The following is an 18,711-nucleotide window of genomic DNA, read 5'->3' as shown; positions in this document are numbered from 1 at the left end:
CGAAAGAAAGGAGCGATTTTGCGAATTGTTGAACAAATATGGGAATAGGCGTGGGAATTGGTTTTCTTAAGCAAATACAAGTAGGGAGCAATGTTCGAGCCATCCGGACGGTAAAACCGATTGTCGTTGATATCTGCAGTCTTTTTCATCGGGGATGAGAAGCTAGTGTCATGGAAATGATAAACTCGCCAACTTTCCAAATGTCTTCGTACGTATTTTCCAATCTCTGTTCCCGACTGTTGACTTATTGCGGCCTCACTGCCTTTTGGCGTCAGTAACCTTTCCAGGGGACTAGGATAAGCTTTGTCCCAATACCAGCAAATTTCTGACTTAATGGATAATTTGTCATCATCAGTTGGTGCGAATTTTACTTTATAGCCGTTGGTGCTGTCCGAGAACGAGACTTCAAACTCTATGGTTTTTGTTGTCTTTGATCCGAAGAAAAGCATTTTTTCGGCCCCGCCCCGAGTAGCTGTATACTGTTGCAGAGCGCCGTTTCGAACAGAACGTAAGAATTCAAAAGACTGAATGAAATTAGATTTCCCTGATCCATTGGCCCCTACTAGCACATTTACAGGGCCAATAAGTAGCTTATCGATTTCGCCGATACTTAGGAATCCTTTCACAGAAAGGTAGTCTAGTTTTGCCATAGAAGTCCCTTTGGCGCTCGTTCGAGACGCAGGTGCAAAAGACATAATTTACCACTGTTTTATTTGGTTTGTCGAAAGACATGGAGATATTCGGGAAAAAAGGAACTCGAGGAAAAAGAAACGGAGAGAGAGGGATTCGAACCCTCGGTCCACTTGCGCAGACGCCTGATTTCGAATCAGGTACATTCAGCCACTCTGCCACCTCTCCATAAACGATCGAGGAATCGTTTGAGGGCCAGATCCTAACTGAATCCAAAGCGAGCTTCCACTGTTTTTTCGGGTTCTTGCCGCAAAAGTTCCGGCCGAGCTGGCGGCCTGTTCTCTTCTGACAGCTTGACGTAAGGCGGGGTCCCAGGTTAGTACCGGGTTGACGGCCGTTGGTAACCTTTTGAGCGGAATCAGGTATGGGCAAGAGCGAGAGTTTTAAGGACCTTTGTATCAAGACATTGAAGGAATCCGGCGCAAGGCTGACCAAGCCTCGGATGGCTTTGATTGAATGCCTGGCCCACTCCAAGGTGCCCCTGTCACCCAAAGTCATCCTCCAGAAGACAGCGGAGCAGCTGGACGAACAGGAATCCATCGATGCCGTGACCGTGTATCGCATTCTGGATCGCTTCTCGGAATTGGGGCTGGTGCACCAGGTGGCACCCAACGGGGATTATATCGCCTGTACCCATTTGGCTTGCGAAGCCAGCACTCATATCATGACCCACTGCACCAGCTGTGATGCCGCCAGTGAAATTCATGTGCCGGAAGAAGTGCTGGCGCCGATGCTCTGGTATCTGAAACATCAGAACCAGTTCGAGCCGAAGAAACATCTCTTTCAATTGGATGGCATCTGCGCCCGTTGTCAGACCGAGCCTAAAACATGAAACGCCTGGTGCGTTTCTCGCCCGCGATCACGAAATCATAATAAAGCTTGTACGTGAATTTGAGTTCCTCCTCAGGAAAATCCCGAGGCAAAGGCGGGTAGGGCGCGGACAGATTGAGGACGCGCTCCCAAAATTCATCGACATCCTTGTCACCGGATGACTGCACGAGTTTGGTTTCCATCAGGAGTCCACTGCGGGCCACCGTCAGCTGAATCACACTCGTTCCCTGCAGATGGGCCTTGCCCACATTCTCAATCTTTTCGCGAATATGATCCTTGCCCTGCAGCGTCGGGCCGATGTCGTAATAGGCAAGCTCGACCTGTTTGCGCACGGATGTGAAATAACCAATGAATCGATACTCCGTGGTATTCACATCCAGCACAGGACCGACGGGCAGTTTATCGGGAATAAAATCATTATGCCCGGTGTTCACCACATCGATCTGTTTCGGCAGGAATTCCTTATAATCCTTGCCCGCGGGAACCTTGATCTTGCCACCAGGAGCCTGTTCCACCTTCAGGCGCAAAGGCCCATTCTGCAAGGGCGTGGGATCAGCAGCCTTGGCACTGGGGCGCGGCTGTGTCTTCATTTCCCGGGCGGTCTTATGGTTCTGGGCACCCAATCGGGACGAATCCACGGGAGGCTCCGTCTCGGGCATAGGGGCCTCAATAATGGTCTTTTCCTTGGACGTGTCTTGAACAATGTCCTTCTTCTTCGACTCATCCTTATCCGCCTGACGGGGCTTTTCCGTGATCTCCAGACGGACCGGAACCTTGGCGGTGATTTTGGGTTTGGGTGTAGGTTCGTAGATCTGAGCAAGTATGAACAACATAAGGGCGTGAACCAGCAGCGACAGGACAAGGGGCAGTAAGATGAGCCGCCGTCCGCGCCGATATAGGCTGTCAAGGTTGACTGGTATTGTGTTCTGTTTCATGTCTCATTCTCTGCGCAAACGTTCCCCGACACTAACATCCTTTTCCTCGCGCCTACAACCCGGGAGTGGGTTCTGGCCAGGGGTGTCAAGGAGTTGGACACGGTGATTGTTCAAAGGTACGACAGCGCACAAAATTTTTCTGACCAATTCCAGTCAACTACGGTTCGGCAAAATGTGGAAATCTCCTTGCAGTTCGCCGCGTGGTGATTCTGAATCTGAACCGGAGGTATTTTAATGAAGATGAAGTTGTTCTTGTCCGCGGTTATGTTTTTAAGTCTGGTCGGTACAGCTTGTACAGATGATGAGAAAAAAGTCGAAGAAGCTGTCGTAGCCACTGATAAAAAAGCCGATGAGCATGAGTTTTCTGTCGCCAAGGACGGAAAATTGGAATTCAAAGCTGAGATCGTTTACTTTGCGTATGATGACGCAACGCTGACTTCAGAAGGCATGGCTCGTTTGGACGCCATTGCTGCCCACATGAAATCCAGCACCAAAGAAAAATTGAAAGTGGAAGGTCATTGCGATGACCGCGGCTCGGTGGAATATAACCTGGCCTTGGGTCAGCGCCGTGCGGACTCTGTGCGCAAATACCTGCAAACCGTAGGTATCGGTGCCGATCGTCTTCAGGCGATCAGCTTCGGTTCGGAAAAGCCAGCGGTCAACGGCAAAGGTGAAGAAGCCTGGTCGAAGAACCGTCGTGCGGAATTTGCTTTCGCTCAATAAGTTCGATGATAAGTTGGAGCTCACCTGAGCTCCAACGATCCTGCCTTAAGCACCACGAACAAGTGTCTCGCCTGATAATCCCATCATAAAACCAGTCTTGTGTTCTGCCTGAAATGATTCCAAGGACCACTTGGAAGGACTTAATGGTGTGCGTTGACTCGGCACAAAGAGTGTGTAGGTCACACCCCGAAACTTGATGCCCACCTGCTTGTATTCCGCACCCTCATAGGTTAAAAGCTTTTCCCAACAATCCATGGGGATATTCTGATACAACTGAAGCTGGAGCTGCGCTGTCGGTTCACGTTTGAGGCCAGGATAAACGGCGCCTTCGACGTAATAGCTGGACCAGTGGGGCAACTGCGTCGTGCCGCGCGCCCAGGGGGACGGGTCGCGACCTAATACCGTCCGGATGATATCGGGATCCCTGAGGGTTCCGTAAACCGCGAGGTGAGGCATCAGCCTGCTCCTTTTTTTATTTGGACTGTTCATTTAGGTCAGTCCGCCGAAAAAAGCAAGAATTTGCTGCGAAGACCAGGACTGTTAAAATGGTGGGAACCACGGCCAGACGAAGGGAAGAAACGGTGAGCGATAACTCATTGATTCAGGCGTATTTTATGGACCTCTGGCAGCGTTGCCGGGACCTTTTGGAGACCTTGGCTCTGGTTGACCCGCAGCAGGTTCTGAATCAAGTCCTGGTCCAGGCCCCGAGCTGGAACCTCGAAATGATCGATGAGCGGAACCAGCCGGACGCCCTGCGCCTCTTTCTGCTGGTGGCTCGCGGCCTGCACCCACTTCCTGCACGTCTGGATCGGCAGCTGGCGGCCCTGGAGGGCCCGGATCCTTTAGCCAAGGCTTTGCGCGATGCGGTTCAAATTATGCCCCATAAGCTGGTCGAGATCCACTGGGAGATCGTAAAGAAAGCGGCCGCTCGCTATCACATCCCGGGCAGGATGGAGAATGAAGCCGAGTTTCAGGAATTGCAGAGTGTCGGACGTGAGGCCCTGTTTCGCGCGGCGCAAAAGTTCTACAAAAAGCCTCGTGGCGCGTTTAAAAGTTTTGCCTGGCCCCTGATCCGCGAAAGCATGCGCGAGGAACAGGCGCGTCGGCATCCCGTGCCTTTCAAGATCCGTAAAAAACTGGCGGCTCTCTCCAGGCTGCGCGAGGACGCACGTCTTCGCGAGTTGACCTTTACGAAAGAGGAAATGCGGACGCGGTTGAAACTGGGGCCTGAGGAATTTGAAGAGCTGCTGCAGATTGAGGCAATCTGGGGCAACGGCCTGGAATTTGAAACCGAAGTGGACCTCGACGACATAGAGGCTCCGGACCATAGCCTCGATCAGCTCTCGATGCTTCTGGAAATCGAAGATCAAAGGCGGCTCGATAGCGCCATGTCCCGCATGATCGATCCGGAAAAGACCTTGATTAACCGACTTTATTTTGAAGAGAAGACGTTGCGAGAAGTTGCTGAGGAAATGCAGCTCAGTTTGCCATCCTTTAAAAAGCTGCACAAAAAAGCGCTCGTGGAAATGAAACGTCTGCTGATTCGCACGTAAAAGAAGAAGAAAGAGAAAGGGATAGGTAGGACATCCCGCACATTGATTTGCGTAGGGAACCCACCAACGTATTGGTGGGTGTTAGTCCACAGGCTTTAGGCTCCTTTCATGATGAAAGGCTTGCACACCACCCGAAAACCAAACTCCCTGATTTCTGTTTGTCGGTTCCACTGCAACAATCAATGCTTAACGCGGGCTGCCCCAAACCAGTATAACTCACCGATTACAGTCTGGTCACTGTCGGTTTTTAGCGCGAGGCGAAGCCGCCCCTCCCGTTTTATCGCGTGTCTGGATCGAGACAGCCTGATAAACTTCAATAAACGCAATCATTTCGTTTTATTACACTCACGCTGAAAAAATTTCAGGGATTTTACTGTTGCGCTCTGGAAACAGGATTGCGGCCGCAGATAAGGCTTTCACGTAATTTGTGCGAGGATTTCCTTGTGGCACATGACTTGTATAGTGCGAAAGTTGTAGGTCACACATTGATACTGAGGTTGCCATGAAATCCATGCGGAACGCCATCAGACTGCTGAGTTTGCTCGCCATATTTTCCTGTCGACCGCCGCTGGATCCAACCAGCATCCAGTTTAATTCTGGTTCAGAGGATCCTGTTCAGCTCAAAAATGAAGCTTATGCCAATCTTTCTGAATTACCCAAGGCCGGTCGCTTCCTCTTTGGGCAGCAGCGCCTCAACCTATCAGGCGTTGGACGCGAAGGCCAAATGCCTTGGGGTGATGGTTCCTATGGCACCGAACCCGATGCTCAGCAACTGGTGGGCGATCAGCCAGCCTTGCTTGGTATGGATGTCTGGGACTTTGCGATGAAAAACCCAACGTGGAATCAGGCAGCTTACGCGAAGGCGGCACGCGATTTTTATAATAACGCACAAGGTGGCATGATTACCTTTGACTGGCATATGCGCGGCTGCGATGTGCAGGACGTCGTGGATGCCAATGGCAATCGCGGCATCCCAGGCGACGGCTTTAAGATCAATGATTGGAACAACGACAGCAATCGCAGCTGTCTTTGTCGCATTGTGAATGAAGAGCCCTGGGTCAACGGTTTAAGCTGGAAGGACTGGCTCTTCACGCAAAAGTTGGATCGATTCGCCACCAAACTGCAAACCGAAGGCATGGACCAGATGCCCATGATCTTCCGCCCCTTCCATGAAATGAACGGCAGCTGGTTCTGGTGGGGTGCAAAAAGCTGGGACTGTGAAAAGCATCTTGGACGCAAAAACGTCATCTCGGGCACTGAAGCTTATAAAAAGCTTTTCCGTATGTCGGTCGATTATCTTCGTAATAACCGCGGCCTGAACAATATGATGATCGCCTTTTCCCCCGATAAACTTTGTAAGCATGAAGGCCATAGTTGCGACGCTGCGAAAGCCCAAAATGATAGTGTTTCCGACCAGGATCTCTACGATGATTTCATGAGTCTTTATCCTGGTTCGAGCTATGTGGATGTGCTGGGCCTCGACCTTTATTATTCTGTGAATAACGGCCAGCCCTGGGAAACACCCGAATATCAAACGGCTCTGTTCGCACGTTATTTGAAAACAGTTTCTCAAATTGCCACGGCTGAAGGCAAGGTTGCAGCGCTGACCGAGACCGGAAACTATAACCTGCATAATGAAGTGAACAAAAGCTCGGACTGGTTCAGTAAGCACCTGATGCCCCTGCTTACGGGTGATAAGGATATTAAGCTGGCCTATGCCCTGACCTGGGAAAACCGCGCCTTGAACGCGACCGAATATTATATCCCGTACGTGGGGCATGCTGGTTACTCGGACTTCAGAAACTTTGCCGGTGATAGTAAAACGATGATGCTGAAAGATGTCGGCGGTCTTTATTCACCCAACTTTGGTCAAACCAAACCTGCGGCTGGTCCGGCCCCTTCCCGCGAAATCCAAGTCCCGGACGCGGATAACTTGTGCCGGTTGGGCGACAGTGACAAGGATGGTGATGGCTGGGGTACAGAGGCGGGCCGTGCCTGTCGGAATGCAACCTGTACATCCGCAGCCGCGGATCCCGATGGTGACGGCTGGGGCTGGGAAAGCGAACACACCTGCCGCATTATTATCTGTCAGTCGCTCGCTTCTGACCCTGACGGCGATGGCTGGGGTTGGGAAAACAATAGAAGCTGCCAGACAGCCGTTTGCAGTTCGGCTTCAACGGATGCCGATGGAGATGGCTGGGGCTTTGAAAATGGGCGCTCATGCCGTGTGCAAACAGCGAAGCCAGCCGGAGCCAATGCCAGCAAAATCTACTGCTTCGATGGTAAATCTGATCCCGATGGAGATGGCTGGGGTTGGGAGAATGAGCGCAGCTGTGAAATTGCTCGCTGCGCGTCGCGCACTGCTGATCCGGATGGTGATGGCTGGGGCTTTGAGTATGGTTATAGCTGTAAGGTGCCGTGAGGCAAGCTTCGGCTGCGCTTCCAGCTGCCGCAAGTCAGAACCTTAAGGCTGCGCCATCGGAATGTCGGCATTAAAAATGGCGCTCAACTGCTGCTGGTCTTTGGCATATTGGACAAAGACCTTGCGTTCACCACCCGCTGGAAACTTGATGTCGACCGACGACTGATAATCCTGCCAGGTGGCCGCCGCGAAATCGGACGTCTCACTGATTCTAAATTTATTCATACCCGCCGGGCGCACCATAAAGATGGTGACGATATTCTCTTCATTGGGCAACATGCCCTCACCTTTGTAATGAACGCCCGTTGGCAAGGCCTGATCCTGAGGCAGGAGCGTCACAGGCTGCAGCTCAGGCACATCCTGAGCTGACCAGTTCCGGGTTTCATAGGCAGCATCGATATATCCGGTATTGACAGCCGTAATCGCATGAGCCCCATTCGGGACGCCGGCGAGAACAAAACTTCCATCCGCTTCGGTTTTGGTTTTGATGCGCGTTCCAGGAATCTGCACGTTGATCGCGCCATGAGTCACGCCATCCAGCAGACGAACTTTACCTTTGATCGCAAAGGTGGGCTGCAGATCAATGGGTTCGCGAAGCACGGTGTTTTCACCAGCTTTCACCGTAACGCCACTGATGCGAATGCCGACGGTTGTGCTGGCGGCTTGAGTGGTGTCGTCACCACCTTTCTGGCCTTCCACGACAAAATCATAACGGCCAGGTTTCATACTGAAGAACGCATAGTGACCACTGTCAATGGCTTTAAACCCATGTTGATCTACACCGTCCACAACATACCCTGAGACACTTTTCAGACCAGCCAGATTCTTGATGCTGATCACAATGCGCGCGCCAGTCGTATCCGTGGGTGCGGCCACGATAGGCTTGGCGTCGGCGCTCTGCTTCGGTTCTTCCACCACCTTGGGGGTTTCACCACCGGATTTTCCGGGATTGGAACAGGCGACGCCCATGCTGATTATGACAGCCAGACTGAAGCCCTGTTTCATACGGCGAAGGTAATATTTCATGGTTGCAACCCCCTTAGTTACCTTTTCGGCAGTTTCCCAACCGGGATATAAATGAAATAAAATGTATTAATAATAACAAATAGTTACAATTCAAAAGTCGCATGGAAATCGGGGCCAGACGCCGGCAGGAGCCCGTGCGGTGAATGGAACTCCTCCCGGCTGAGTCCTCTGCAAATAGCCAGAAAAACATGGCCCCTTTGGTTTTTTTGCTTCTTACGAAGGCTGTAATTGTTCCAGGACTTGCGTCTAACAGACCGATAGTTGAATCAAAAAAAAACTTTGTTGGATTAAAGTTAAGCGGCAGAAAGCGGATACCGTTAAGATTTTTGATGGAAGAAGTTCTGGAATGGCTTTCTTACGAGTGGTGCTCGTTCAAGCAAGCTTGCTTACAAGTACGGTCGCCAGAGGGAAGTGTTATGATCGTGAATCTCGCCAAATATCGTGTGAAACGTCAGGAGGAGCAGTCCTACCGGAAAGAACTGGTGGACCAGATCATCATTTGCCACCAAAGCAAGCCGGAATCCGAACGAGCGGAGAGCTTCTATTTCGAGCATATAAGGGCCCACTTTTCGATCGAGATGCTTGAGGACATCCTGAGCCGCCTGCAGCAAAAAGCCAGCAACGAATAATTTCCCTGCCGTAAGATCATCACTTCACGTGGACAAAGCACCCGAAAATTCATAGTCTAGGGGCTTTCTTTGCGCCCACTTCGATCAGGCATGACAATCCCATGGACTGGAATCTCATACACAAGATGCGCCAAGGTTTCTTGGATACCGATGGACATTTGCCGGACTACTGGCACGATGAACGCTGGCTGAGCGCTTATGATCAAACGCTGGCGGAACGCATTCGCTGGAAATGGCAGGCCGTGCTCGAGGCCCTGGCCGAACGCCTGCCGCAGGTGGCCGGTATCACGCGGGTGGTCGATTGGGGCTGTGGCACTGGCATAGCCACGCGCAGTTTTCTGGGCCTCCATTTGATCCCCCATGCGCATGTTTCCCTCTTTGATCGTTCGGCTGGGGCCATGCGATTTGCGGCGCAGCAAATCAAAAAGGAATGTCCCGGGCACACGGTTGAGCCGATGAAAAAATTTCAGATGCCGACCGAACCCTTTGTGCTGCTCGTCAGTCATGTCCTGTCCGAACTCGACGACCGCAGTCTGCAGGATCTCCAAACGCTCAGTGCGGCCGCAGCTCTTGTGCTATGGGTGGAACCCGGACGTACTTTGGAGAGCCGCCGACTCAGTCACATGCGGGACAGGCTCGTCGAAAGCCATCATATCCTCGGCCCCTGTCGTCACAGCCAGAGCTGTGGGGTGCTGCAGGCCGGCCGTGAGAACGATTGGTGTCATTTCTTTGCGCCCGTGCCGCGTGAGGTTCACCATTCCGCTTTTTGGCGTGAATTCAGTCAACGCATGAAAGTGGACCTGCGCAGTTTACCCGTCTCCTGGCTGGCTGCGGTGCGTCCGGCCCATTATACGGGAAGCGTGGCGCCAGCCGATGAGGCCTTGATATTAAGTCGGCCCCGCGCCTTTAAAGGGTATTGCCGCTGGGTGGCCTGCACCAACCAAGGCATTTGCTCGGGCGATTTTCAAAAGAAACATGCGGGGGACATTTTCCAGGCTCTCAGTGAACCTGAATTCATGACCGTACTGCCTAGAAACAAGCTGATCATTGATAAGGATGGATGATGCACCCGTATAAGGCCGTATTTATCGATTTGGATGGAACCCTGCTCAACCGTCAGGCGCAGGTTTCAGAGCGCAATAACGCCTGTTTGAAAAAGCTCGTGGCTCTGGGTGTTCATATTGTGATTGCCACCGGGCGGCCCGTGGAATCCATCCGGCGGCTCGTCGCCCAGATTCAAAGCCCTTCCCCGGTGATTTCGCTCTCGGGCAGCATGGTGCACAAAAGTCTTTTTGGTGAACCGCTGGCGGCGCAAATCATCCCCTTTGAAACCATGCATAGTCTTTTGGAAGTGTGTCGCGGTTTGGGCGGCGTGAAGAATATTCTGCTGGATGAAGCGGAAGGGTTTTATGCGCTCCAGGACGATCCCGTCATCGATGAGTTCATCGGCATGTATGGGAAAAAGCCCAACATGTTCACCTATGATAATGTCCCCCAGGGGCCGGTGCTCTCCATTCTGGTGCACGCGCGTGAAGACCGAAGGGTGATCTATGAAACGCTGCAGGACCAGTTCGGGGACCTCGTCCACTTCACCTATTTCCGTGAATATCCCTGGATTGAACTGAGCGCGTTTGAATCCAACAAGGGCCAGGCGATGAGCATCGTGTGCCAGCATCTCGGTATTGCCCTTGAGGAGACCATTGCGATTGGTGACGGAGCCAACGACCTGGAAATGATTGCCGCAGCTGGTCTTGGTATTGCGATGGAAAACGGTGATGATGAGGTGAAGGCGGTGGCGGATCGAGTGGCCCCCCATCACACTCAGGATGGGGTGGCCCAGATTCTGGAAGAAATCTTTCAGTTGAAATCTTAGTTTTTCACCGGTGCGGTTTCGGTTTTACCGGCCGCGGTTTTGACCCGATGTTTTTTCATGATGGCTTCCATTTCAGCCATCAGTTTCGGCTGAGCTTCCTGATTGACCTGCTGCACCAGCTGCATGGTTTTTTGCATGACTTCAGGCTGTTTTTTCAGCATCGCCACACCGACTTCCGAGCGATAAAACTCAGACATGTCATTCAACTCTTGAGCTGAAAATACATCGGTGTAAACTTTCGAAAACATTTTTTCCATCTTGTCCCAGCTATAAATCCTGGACATAGCCTGGTTGACCGCTTCCTGACCTTCCGGGGTCAGGTCCTTGCCCATCATTTGCGAGGACGCCTTGAAAGCTTGCTGGATCATATCTTTAGTACGAGTGACTTCCATCAGGTCAGCCGCCAGTTTCTCGCGATACTCCGGCGTGTCTTCTTCTGGGGTCACGGTGTCGTGGTTTGGGCTGGCCAGCTTCTGCTCGAGTTCAGCGATTCTTGCTGATTTTTCAACAAGTTGGGCTTGAAGCGTGGTAACGTCAGAGGACAGATTGGTAGCGGACTCAGCCGGAGTCACAGCTGGTGTATTCCTGGCTGCGGAAGCTCCTTCGGAGGGGGCCTCGGGCTGTGCTATGATGGCAGAAGGTGTGTCCTCGGAGAGTTTATCGACGGTTTTGACTGTAAAAAATGCAGCGGCATACCCTGCGGTGACACCCACCAGCAGGATCAAGTTACCGTATAAGACTGATTTACGTTTCATGCTTAACCTCTTGGCAAGTCTGACGGCGGATCCTATCGCTGCAGTTCTGCCCGAACCCCAAGCCCTTGTCCAGTACGAAGGACGAGGGCGAGAACGAAGATATAAGGAGCAAGGATAGATTCATGAAATCAGATGGCTATGGCTCGTCTTCATCCGCGTCTCGTCCGGAATTTATCCCGGCACCATGGAACCTCACGGGACGTGGTTATGTCTTTGTCTATAATTTTTCCGAAGAGTTCGTTCGCAAACAGGGCATGATCCTGACGCATCTGCAGCCTCATTTCAAAGGCGGCCTGGGTACAGTTATGCTGGTCGATTATACCAGCAGTAATTGTGGGCCCCATCATGAACTCCTATTTATTCCGGGCAAGTTTGAGTATCATGGCAAAAATCTTCACTCCATTTCGCGCATCTTTGTGTCATCGATTTCGAGTGTCATCAATGGTCAGCGTAACTGGGGGATTCCCAAGGATCAGGCGGAATTTCAGGTGGAACAGGACAAGGATGGATCCGAAATCTGGCGTGTGCGTTTCAAAGGCATCGAAATTTTCCGCGCGCGGATTCAATCGGGCATGATTCCATTTCCCATTCATAGTGCGGTGGCGCCTAGCACTCTGATGCAATCCTGGGAAAAACATGTCTACTTCACCCGACTCAGCGCGCGGGGCTGGGGCCGACGTGCCCGGCTTGCCGAGGTGCGAGGGGATGGTCAGTATTTTCCCGACCTGTCGACGCAGAAACCCTGGCTCGGAGTCCGGATTACCAACTTTCGCATGACCTTTCATGAACCTCTTATTATTCCTGAGGCGGCTCCATGAATCTGGCTGGGAAAAGAATTGTTGTGACAGGTGCCGGCTCTGGCATCGGACGGGCTTTGGTTCTCGAACTTTTAAAACTGGATGGTGTCCGCGTGCTCGGCGTGGATCTGAACATCAGCGGCATTCCCGCCAGCCCCCAGGTCGCAACGCTGGCCTGTGATCTGAGCGCGCCTGACGGCACTGATCGCGCGATTCAAAAAGCCCAGTCCACCATGGGCGGTATCGATATCTATTTTGCCAATGCCGGCTTCGCCTATTATGAAAAACTGGGTTCCGCCGACTGGGCAAGGCTGCAGCGCATTTATGCAACCAATGTCATGACACCGATTTACACCTTTCAAAAGGTCCGGGATCTGGCGGCCGGACAACCATTTCGAGTGGTGGTCACCGCGTCCGCGATGGGCTATCTGCCGATTCCAGGCTATGCCGTCTATGGCGCTACCAAAGCTTCGATCGTAAGCTTTTCACAGGCTTTACGCTGGGTGGAAAAAGATCAGGCTGTTATTTTCCCGTCTTTGATCTTCCGTTTGACGTTGGTGTTCAATCGCATCCTGCCCTTGGTCGGCTGGGTTTATCAAATGCAGCAGGACTGGGTTTTGAAACGCTGGCATGCGGCTATGCGTTCTGTCCAAGCAGATAAAGCATAGGGCCTGGATTATTCCTGTGCCGGACCGTCCCGATTTCCCAGGTATAGTCCGGTGCCGTAAGATCCTTCAGCATGTCCCTGAGATCACTTTCTGAATATGTTCGTGCATTGGATGCCGCGCCGTCCCAGGCAATGCAGAGCGGCAGTATGGGAATCACGTAGGTGAAGAACAGCTGGCGGAAAGTCATAGGCCTCACCCAAAGGGTGACGAGCAGGACCAGGATAATACCCACCGGAAATGCGGTCCACCAAAGAGCCTTGGGGGATGAATTGTCACTGACTTCAAAGATGCACAGCGGCTGCCTTTTTTGAAAGGCATCGGTCAGAATTTTTTTGGCTACCGGCGGCGGCATGTGATGAAAGGAGCAGATCATCGTCCGCACGGCGGGTTGATCCTGCGTCACCTGTCCGGCATCGACGGGTTTCATTTCATACCGCAGCCACGTCTGATCCGAGGCATTGACGGCCTGGGCTACGGTCTTATTCGGATAAAGATCGGATAACGTCAGCTGCACCGGCTCGTGATAGGACTCGCGCAGGAGGCGGGCGACCGTGGGCATGGCGCCACCGCTGCCGGAACAAAGATCCATGATCTGCCGGGTTTTATGCTTGTGCAGAAGCCGCAGCAGGAGCGGGGCCAGCAATTCCGGTGTATGAAAGATGCGATGCAGGGCGTTGAGGTAGGCTGTCATGCACTGCCGGAGGAAATCCGGAAACCACGAAAAATCCTCGACTTCAAACAGCTGCATGCGCTTCATGGGAACCTCACGCTGGTCCTTGGCGGTGAACGAGTGGGTTCATGATAGCGAAAACGATCAAAGCGGGCAATTGATGAAACCACAGAGATCATGCTGGAGAGTTTCACGAGGGGGCATGCGATTCCAGGTGGCGACATAGTGCGCTTCCGGATCGATAAGATAAAGCTGATTGGAGTGAACGTATTGACCCGGGCCTTTTTCAGGTGCCACGTCGACGTCCGCATCCAAGAAGAGAAAAAGTTTTTCCCTTTCCTCCCAGCTTCCGGCATAGGCTTCAAATTTAGGATCAAATGAAGATGCAAAATCCTGAATGCGGAGTGCATCATCATCTGCGGCCACGGAAATCACAACAAAACGCAGACTGCGCGTTTGCCCGGCGGCTGCCATCTGCCGATGCAGACTGGCCAACGCCCCGAGAGCCGTGAGGCACTCGTCGGCGCAGCGTGTGTAGGCAAAATAAAGGATGGTCCAGTGGCCTTTCAAGGCATTGACATGCAAAGGCCCACGTATGCCGTCGAGTTGGAAATCGGGTAACGGCCTTGGTTCGAAGCTGATCAGCTGGGCGATTTCCGCATGCAGCTTTTGCTGGCTCTGGAGGCGTGGCCAGGCCCACCAAAGCGCAAGGACGCAGAGGCTTCCCGCCACAAAAAGCGCTTTGAGTGAGATATCCGCCGGACGGTGCCGGCCTGGATCTTGGGGCATAAAAATGAAGCCTCCGAATCATCCTATGATTTCGGTTGATTCGGAGGCGAGCTGAAGTCTTTGGGCCGTTCTTTCAAATTGGTAAGGATGCCACAGGACGGCTGCAGCTGCTCAGGCGCACTTTTTCCCAGATGATGGGCCTCGTCAGATGGTCCTTGGCGACGAAGAAAAAGGGCAGATTGGTGTCGATGCCTTCAAAACTTTCAAAACGGTGCATATGTTTTTCTGGTGAAAACAGCAGACCCCGCAGCAGATGCTCAATATCATGCCGACAGTCTTCGACCTGCTTGCCGGCGGGAACCAGGAGCGGACAGAGAGTTTGCACCAGCCCCTGCAGGAACACGTCTTCGTTGGTCGTGTACTCTTCCACCTGGCTTTTGATCAGGGGATAACACGCCGCCGCCAGGCGATCCATGGTGATTTGTGCTGAGCGTCCCCCACTTTCGGCAAGAATCAGACGGGCGAGTTGAGCCGAGGCCAGCAGGTAAAATTCTTCCAGCTGATCCGCCCAGCAGGCTTCGAGCGACGTGTCATCCGGCAGTTGGGGCAGCAGGTGCTCGTGATCCTCCAGAGTCAACGCATCATCCAAATGCAGACGTGGTTGCGAGGCATTGGGGAATTTATGTTGCCAGTCCCCGGTGTAAGGATCGAAGCGGTACTGATCCAGGAACAGTGCTCCAAACCAACCGATGGCGCTGAGGGATTTACGGGTGTAATCAAGCTCGGCACGATTCATGGTGTAGTGCGTGCCGATGCGGGTCCAGCCCGGCTTGAAGCCGTTCAGGATGTTGAGAATCAATTCCACATACTTGCCGGATAGATCCCGTTCAATGCCCAGAAGTTCATGCCCAAAGGGGCCGGCACAGGCGCAGCCCGACCGAGCCTGCACACCAAAGAAATCATTGAAGAGAACCGCAACAAAGGTGTGATGCAGCTTGCGTTGTCCATGGCGCACGAGGAAGGAAAAAATAGGGTAGCGCTTATCGGGATCGCAATTCCCCAGAATTTCCAGCTTGGGATGATGGGTGAAAAACTCAAGCATGCTCCTGGTCAGGTGGCTTTCCAGACGATGAATGGCATCCTTGCCCACCCAATCCTTGATTTGAAAGGAAAGAGCAGCCTGCCACGTCTGCCGAATCGCAGGCGTGCCCGCCGATTCCCGTTCCTCGATACTTGGATGGAAATGATATTCCCATGGCGTCACGGCAGCGACCGTTCCACCGCCACCGAAACTGGGGTTGCTCGTCAAATCATAAAAGTGACGTCGTCCCACCAGAAAACCAATATTGGCTCCGCCCAGATTTTTATGAACGGAGAGAAAGATGGCGTCGATGTCATCGCGTTCCATATTGATGTCGGCGTACGGAGCACAGGCTGCATAGTCCACGCAGAAAAGAGCGTTATGCCGATGGAGGACGGTGGCGATTTCCTTCAAATGACTCTTGATACCGGTAACATTGGAGGCGGCTGAAAACGAGCCGATTTTCATGTGGTTCGGATATTTGGCCAGCTGACGGTCAAGGTCTTCGAGATCCACATCGTTGCTGCAGGGTCCATCGCGCAAGGCTTTGATACGAACAAACGTGCACAGCGCATCATCCTGCCAGGAAACATCATTGGAGTGATGTTCGTAGGGTCCGACGAAGACCACGACTTTTTCCGCCAGCGCTTGTTTGATGTCCAGACCGAGTTGCTCACGAATCAGCTTCTGACCTTTGGGCGAAAGATAGAGGCCTAAAATTTTCTGAATTTTTTCGATCGCACCGGTGGCACCATAACCTGCAGGCACGACAAAACTTTCAGCACCCGCTCCCACGTGGCGACGAATGATCTCGACCGCTTCATGGAGGCGGCACGTCGAATACCGGCCGGTGGTTGACGTTTCGGTGTGAGTGTTGGCATAGGTTGTCATGCACTCGTTCATATAGCGCTCGATAAAATCGAGGCCCTGAGCCGAAGCGGTATAATCCAGGTGCAGCATAGCCCGGAGGGCGGGGCCGCTTTGTTCCCCGACGACTCCCTGCCAAAGTTTAGGGCTGGGCAGAAGGGTCAGGCGACCAATCTTCTGCTCGCGCAAAAACCGCAGCTTGTCTTCGACGCTAATCTCAGGCGCCGCGCGGGGCGGGCGATTCTGAGCGCTGACAGGCCGCCAATGCAGTCGTGCCAAATTTGATAAATTAGGAAAAGCACCGAGATTCTCGGCCTGAAACAGCGTCGGACCTTGCAACATGAGATTCCCCTTCGTATCCTTCATCACCAGAGATTTCTTGCATATTTGTCGGAAAAGATCCACGATCATCCGCGCTATGCATCTGGAGGGTTGATTGAGTATGCGCAATGTGCCTGTTGCCTGTGCTGTCCTGCGTGATGGACCGCTCTATCTGGCTGTGCAACGTTCCCCGGAGATGCGTGATCCGGGGCTTTGGGAGTTTCCAGGTGGTAAATTGGAACCTGGAGAAAATGTTTTCGACTGTCTGCACCGGGAACTGCAGGAGGAACTGGGAATCGATGTCACCGTTCGTGGTGTATTGCGGGCCCGGGCTGTTGTTTTAGGAGATCGCTGCATTCAGCTTTATCCTGTGCTTTGCACCCTGCTTGGAGGTCGCTTCGAATTAAAGGAACATAGTGATGCGCGCTGGCTGACATTACCTGAACTCGTGCGCTTGCCGTTTTGCGAGGCGGACCTCGATATCCTCGAGGTCCTGCATCTTCCCCAGCTCGAAGAAACGCGCTGGTGGCTGTCATCCTGATCAAGCCTTGGGTTCAGGCTTTTTATTGCGCTTGTCGATGAAGTGCAGCTGGTTTTTATACTTGTCTACGACAGCGCGCAGACGGCGCCAGCCTGCGTCGTGACGCAGAGTTTTCTTATCAGGCGTGCCGCCAAGTTTGGCCTCAAAGGCCTTCATTTGAGTGGTGGCCGTTGCGAGATCGCGTTCCACAAGTGCGCGAGTTCTTGTCATAATTGTCTCCTGTTGATTGTACGTGTGGGGGGATTATATAGAACTAGCGTGAATGTCGCGAGCTGAATTTTTGAGATGACGGCAGGTGGCACCAAAGCTCGCGTCTGTTCAGACGCGAGCTTTGGGCGAGGCCGCGAGCCGCTGATCACGCCGCGAGCTGACTGTGCTTTGCGAAAGGAAGTTCCACACATACTGTCGTCTGGGGCTGACTGAAGTCAAAATAAAGACGCCCGCCATGACTGTCGATGATGCTGATCGCCAAACTCAGGCCAACGCCTCGACCCTGCCCGACTTCCTTGGTCGTAAAGAAAGGCTGAAAAATCTTGTCGCGCACGTCCAAAGGAACGCCAGGTCCGCTGTCGATCAACCGGAACCTGAGCATCTTGGTATCGATCGCCTGCACTTCGACGCGAAACCATGGCGTTTCGGATTGGAGCGCGGCTTCCGAGGCGTTTTCAATCAGATATAAAAAGGCCTGAGCCAGCTCCACTTCGCGGGCTTCAATCGTGCCTTCAAACGTCTCGGGAAAGTCCACGCGAATGCCACGAGGCGCGTAACGGTTGATGCTCAGATCACGCATCCGCTGCAAAAGACGGCCGAACTGGAGAAGTTTGATTTCCTCAGTGGACGGATTGCTGGCTATGGTTTCCAAATCTGTGACAGCTTCCTGAATCCGGAAGATCGTTTTTTCAATGCTGTTCAAAATCATTTCACTCTGGTTTTGATCACAGTCCAGCGTGCTGACAAATTTTCGTAACTGAGCCGCACGTCCCACCAGGATCGCCAATGGATTATTAATTTCATGAGCAATGCCGCCCGCCATCTCACCCAGGGCAGCCATCTTACGATCGTTGAACGACTTGGCTATCTGGTCCTCAAGCTGCGTTTTGCGAAGCAGAAGTTCCTTTTCAAGATTCTTATTCAGACTGGCAAGATTATTCTTCGCCACCAGTGCTTCGCGATGTTCGATTTGGAGCTGACGGAAATACATGAAAAACATGTTTTCCAATTCCTCGATTTCGCCAACCGCATCGCGTTTGACTTCGAAGAAGGTTTCCTTTTCCAGAATATTTTTCACCTGAAAGGCGCTGAGTCGATTTTTTAAGGTCCGCAGGGAGCGTACCAGCAGCAGGTGACTGTTCACCCAAAGGGCTATGCCCAGGACAATGAGAGCGCTGATTCCGAACAGGACCACAAGGTGGGATGATTTCATCCAATGATAGCTATCGAACCAGTAATATAGAACGGTAAAAAAGCCCAAAACACCCAGAAATATACATAGGGTGCGCATGGTGTAGTAAGCGCCCAGGCTTGATTTTTGGCTCCACTTCATAAAAGTCATCCTCATCCACAAGGATTATCGGCACACGGGGATGAAGATTGAGCAAAG

20 protein-coding genes and 1 tRNA gene are annotated in these 18,711 nt (G+C 52.5%); 10 read left to right on the top strand and 11 right to left on the bottom strand.

All coding sequences use genetic code 11. The features are described 5' to 3' along the window. Together VE954_RS41720 and VE954_RS41715 are read right to left on the bottom strand one after the other, a co-directional pair. Nucleotides 1–650: AAA family ATPase (locus tag VE954_RS41720; RefSeq protein ID WP_324964424.1), on the bottom strand; the 650-nt coding region annotated here is incomplete at its 3' end. A gap of 121 nt (nucleotides 651–771) precedes the next feature. Continuing rightward, nucleotides 772–858, bottom strand: a tRNA-Ser gene (locus VE954_RS41715). A gap of 196 nt (nucleotides 859–1,054) precedes the next feature. On the opposite strand from VE954_RS41715, the gene VE954_RS41710 reads away from it, so the two are divergent. Then, nucleotides 1,055–1,522 (top strand): Fur family transcriptional regulator, encoded by a 468-nt coding sequence (locus tag VE954_RS41710; protein WP_324964421.1) that lies wholly within the window; start codon nucleotides 1,055–1,057, stop codon nucleotides 1,520–1,522. On the opposite strand, the gene VE954_RS41705 is transcribed toward VE954_RS41710, so the two are convergent. After that, nucleotides 1,512–2,456, bottom strand: a complete 945-nt coding sequence (locus VE954_RS41705) for a TonB C-terminal domain-containing protein (RefSeq protein ID WP_324964419.1) — start codon at nucleotides 2,454–2,456, stop codon at nucleotides 1,512–1,514. The genes VE954_RS41710 and VE954_RS41705 overlap by 11 nt on opposite strands. 234 nt (nucleotides 2,457–2,690) lie before the next feature. Here VE954_RS41705 and VE954_RS41700 point away from each other — a divergent pair, with 234 nt between their 5' ends. Next, complete coding sequence (locus tag VE954_RS41700; protein WP_324964417.1) at nucleotides 2,691–3,179, top strand: OmpA family protein; 489 nt, start codon at nucleotides 2,691–2,693, stop codon at nucleotides 3,177–3,179. A gap of 45 nt (nucleotides 3,180–3,224) precedes the next feature. Here VE954_RS41700 and VE954_RS41695 read toward each other — a convergent pair whose 3' ends face one another. Next, entirely contained in the window at nucleotides 3,225–3,635 is a 411-nt protein-coding gene (locus tag VE954_RS41695) for a gamma-glutamylcyclotransferase (protein ID WP_324964415.1), read from the bottom strand. Nucleotides 3,636–3,760: 125 nt separating this feature from the next. Between VE954_RS41695 and VE954_RS41690 the strand changes: the two genes are divergently transcribed. Together VE954_RS41690 and VE954_RS41685 are read left to right on the top strand one after the other, a co-directional pair. After that, on the top strand, nucleotides 3,761–4,732 hold the full coding sequence (locus VE954_RS41690) for a sigma-70 family RNA polymerase sigma factor (RefSeq protein WP_324964413.1): 972 nt from the start codon (nucleotides 3,761–3,763) through the stop codon (nucleotides 4,730–4,732). A gap of 502 nt (nucleotides 4,733–5,234) precedes the next feature. Continuing rightward, nucleotides 5,235–7,154, top strand: coding sequence for a glycoside hydrolase family 26 protein (locus VE954_RS41685; RefSeq protein WP_324964411.1), 1,920 nt, complete (start codon nucleotides 5,235–5,237; stop codon nucleotides 7,152–7,154). Between the two features lie 42 nt (nucleotides 7,155–7,196). Here VE954_RS41685 and VE954_RS41680 read toward each other — a convergent pair whose 3' ends face one another. Continuing rightward, nucleotides 7,197–8,180, bottom strand: a complete 984-nt coding sequence (locus tag VE954_RS41680) for a hypothetical protein (RefSeq protein WP_324964409.1) — start codon at nucleotides 8,178–8,180, stop codon at nucleotides 7,197–7,199. Between the two features lie 143 nt (nucleotides 8,181–8,323). On the opposite strand from VE954_RS41680, the gene VE954_RS41675 reads away from it, so the two are divergent. From VE954_RS41675 to VE954_RS41665, 3 genes are all read left to right on the top strand, one after another. Next, nucleotides 8,324–8,809 (top strand): hypothetical protein, encoded by a 486-nt coding sequence (locus tag VE954_RS41675; RefSeq protein ID WP_324964407.1) that lies wholly within the window; start codon nucleotides 8,324–8,326, stop codon nucleotides 8,807–8,809. A gap of 101 nt (nucleotides 8,810–8,910) precedes the next feature. Next, a complete protein-coding gene (locus VE954_RS41670) occupies nucleotides 8,911–9,873 on the top strand; it encodes a small ribosomal subunit Rsm22 family protein (RefSeq protein ID WP_324964405.1) in 963 nt (320 codons plus the stop codon). Then, on the top strand, nucleotides 9,870–10,682 hold the full coding sequence (locus VE954_RS41665) for a Cof-type HAD-IIB family hydrolase (protein WP_324964403.1): 813 nt from the start codon (nucleotides 9,870–9,872) through the stop codon (nucleotides 10,680–10,682). The genes VE954_RS41670 and VE954_RS41665 overlap by 4 nt, the downstream gene beginning before the upstream one ends. On the opposite strand, the gene VE954_RS41660 is transcribed toward VE954_RS41665, so the two are convergent. Then, nucleotides 10,679–11,437, bottom strand: a complete 759-nt coding sequence (locus VE954_RS41660) for a DUF2059 domain-containing protein (protein WP_324964401.1) — start codon at nucleotides 11,435–11,437, stop codon at nucleotides 10,679–10,681. The two genes, VE954_RS41665 and VE954_RS41660, sit on opposite strands and share 4 nt — an antisense overlap. A gap of 122 nt (nucleotides 11,438–11,559) precedes the next feature. On the opposite strand from VE954_RS41660, the gene VE954_RS41655 reads away from it, so the two are divergent. Beyond that, a complete protein-coding gene (locus VE954_RS41655; RefSeq protein ID WP_324964399.1) occupies nucleotides 11,560–12,255 on the top strand; it encodes a hypothetical protein in 696 nt (231 codons plus the stop codon). Then, on the top strand, nucleotides 12,252–12,902 hold the full coding sequence (locus tag VE954_RS41650; protein WP_324964397.1) for an SDR family oxidoreductase: 651 nt from the start codon (nucleotides 12,252–12,254) through the stop codon (nucleotides 12,900–12,902). The genes VE954_RS41655 and VE954_RS41650 overlap by 4 nt, the downstream gene beginning before the upstream one ends. Here the strand turns inward: VE954_RS41650 and VE954_RS41645 are convergent. The 3 genes from VE954_RS41645 to VE954_RS41635 form a co-directional block, all read right to left on the bottom strand. Beyond that, complete coding sequence (locus VE954_RS41645) at nucleotides 12,871–13,659, bottom strand: hypothetical protein (RefSeq protein WP_324964395.1); 789 nt, start codon at nucleotides 13,657–13,659, stop codon at nucleotides 12,871–12,873. The genes VE954_RS41650 and VE954_RS41645 overlap by 32 nt on opposite strands. Before the next feature lie 57 nt (nucleotides 13,660–13,716). Further along, nucleotides 13,717–14,361: an SCO family protein gene (locus VE954_RS41640; protein ID WP_324964393.1), complete on the bottom strand. Its 645-nt coding sequence runs from the start codon at nucleotides 14,359–14,361 to the stop codon at nucleotides 13,717–13,719. A gap of 73 nt (nucleotides 14,362–14,434) precedes the next feature. Beyond that, complete coding sequence (locus tag VE954_RS41635; RefSeq protein ID WP_324964390.1) at nucleotides 14,435–16,591, bottom strand: aminotransferase class V-fold PLP-dependent enzyme; 2,157 nt, start codon at nucleotides 16,589–16,591, stop codon at nucleotides 14,435–14,437. Between the two features lie 100 nt (nucleotides 16,592–16,691). Between VE954_RS41635 and VE954_RS41630 the strand changes: the two genes are divergently transcribed. Further along, nucleotides 16,692–17,111: a (deoxy)nucleoside triphosphate pyrophosphohydrolase gene (locus tag VE954_RS41630; RefSeq protein ID WP_324964432.1), complete on the top strand. Its 420-nt coding sequence runs from the start codon at nucleotides 16,692–16,694 to the stop codon at nucleotides 17,109–17,111. On the opposite strand, the gene VE954_RS41625 is transcribed toward VE954_RS41630, so the two are convergent. Both VE954_RS41625 and VE954_RS41620 read right to left on the bottom strand, forming a co-directional pair. Next, the gene (locus VE954_RS41625) at nucleotides 17,112–17,321 is read right to left on the bottom strand and encodes a hypothetical protein (RefSeq protein ID WP_324964388.1); all 210 of its coding nucleotides are present in this window, start codon (nucleotides 17,319–17,321) and stop codon (nucleotides 17,112–17,114) included. Nucleotides 17,322–17,466: 145 nt separating this feature from the next. Then, complete coding sequence (locus tag VE954_RS41620) at nucleotides 17,467–18,654, bottom strand: sensor histidine kinase (protein WP_324964386.1); 1,188 nt, start codon at nucleotides 18,652–18,654, stop codon at nucleotides 17,467–17,469. Nucleotides 18,655–18,711: the final 57 nt, after the last annotated feature.

It is taken from the genome of Oligoflexus sp., assembly GCF_035638955.1.
Classification (GTDB): Bacteria; Bdellovibrionota_B; Oligoflexia; order Oligoflexales; family Oligoflexaceae; genus Oligoflexus.
The sequence above is the reverse complement of the archived record's forward strand: the minus strand, read 5'-3'. Positions and strand labels throughout refer to the sequence as shown.

Coding starts and splice junctions, on each gene's coding strand:
- VE954_RS41660 (WP_324964401.1), bottom strand. CDS start 11,437: ATGAAACGTAAATCAGTCTTATACGGTAACTTGATCCTGCTGGTGGGT.
- VE954_RS41655 (WP_324964399.1), top strand. CDS start 11,560: ATGAAATCAGATGGCTATGGCTCGTCTTCATCCGCGTCTCGTCCGGAA.
- VE954_RS41620 (WP_324964386.1), bottom strand. CDS start 18,654: ATGAAGTGGAGCCAAAAATCAAGCCTGGGCGCTTACTACACCATGCGC.
- VE954_RS41680 (WP_324964409.1), bottom strand. CDS start 8,180: ATGAAATATTACCTTCGCCGTATGAAACAGGGCTTCAGTCTGGCTGTC.
- VE954_RS41625 (WP_324964388.1), bottom strand. CDS start 17,321: ATGACAAGAACTCGCGCACTTGTGGAACGCGATCTCGCAACGGCCACC.
- VE954_RS41670 (WP_324964405.1), top strand. CDS start 8,911: ATGGACTGGAATCTCATACACAAGATGCGCCAAGGTTTCTTGGATACC.
- VE954_RS41630 (WP_324964432.1), top strand. CDS start 16,692: ATGCGCAATGTGCCTGTTGCCTGTGCTGTCCTGCGTGATGGACCGCTC.
- VE954_RS41665 (WP_324964403.1), top strand. CDS start 9,870: ATGATGCACCCGTATAAGGCCGTATTTATCGATTTGGATGGAACCCTG.
- VE954_RS41700 (WP_324964417.1), top strand. CDS start 2,691: ATGAAGATGAAGTTGTTCTTGTCCGCGGTTATGTTTTTAAGTCTGGTC.
- VE954_RS41675 (WP_324964407.1), top strand. CDS start 8,324: ATGGAACTCCTCCCGGCTGAGTCCTCTGCAAATAGCCAGAAAAACATG.
- VE954_RS41645 (WP_324964395.1), bottom strand. CDS start 13,659: ATGAAGCGCATGCAGCTGTTTGAAGTCGAGGATTTTTCGTGGTTTCCG.
- VE954_RS41635 (WP_324964390.1), bottom strand. CDS start 16,591: ATGTTGCAAGGTCCGACGCTGTTTCAGGCCGAGAATCTCGGTGCTTTT.
- VE954_RS41710 (WP_324964421.1), top strand. CDS start 1,055: ATGGGCAAGAGCGAGAGTTTTAAGGACCTTTGTATCAAGACATTGAAG.
- VE954_RS41685 (WP_324964411.1), top strand. CDS start 5,235: ATGAAATCCATGCGGAACGCCATCAGACTGCTGAGTTTGCTCGCCATA.
- VE954_RS41705 (WP_324964419.1), bottom strand. CDS start 2,456: ATGAAACAGAACACAATACCAGTCAACCTTGACAGCCTATATCGGCGC.
- VE954_RS41695 (WP_324964415.1), bottom strand. CDS start 3,635: ATGCCTCACCTCGCGGTTTACGGAACCCTCAGGGATCCCGATATCATC.
- VE954_RS41650 (WP_324964397.1), top strand. CDS start 12,252: ATGAATCTGGCTGGGAAAAGAATTGTTGTGACAGGTGCCGGCTCTGGC.
- VE954_RS41640 (WP_324964393.1), bottom strand. CDS start 14,361: ATGCCCCAAGATCCAGGCCGGCACCGTCCGGCGGATATCTCACTCAAA.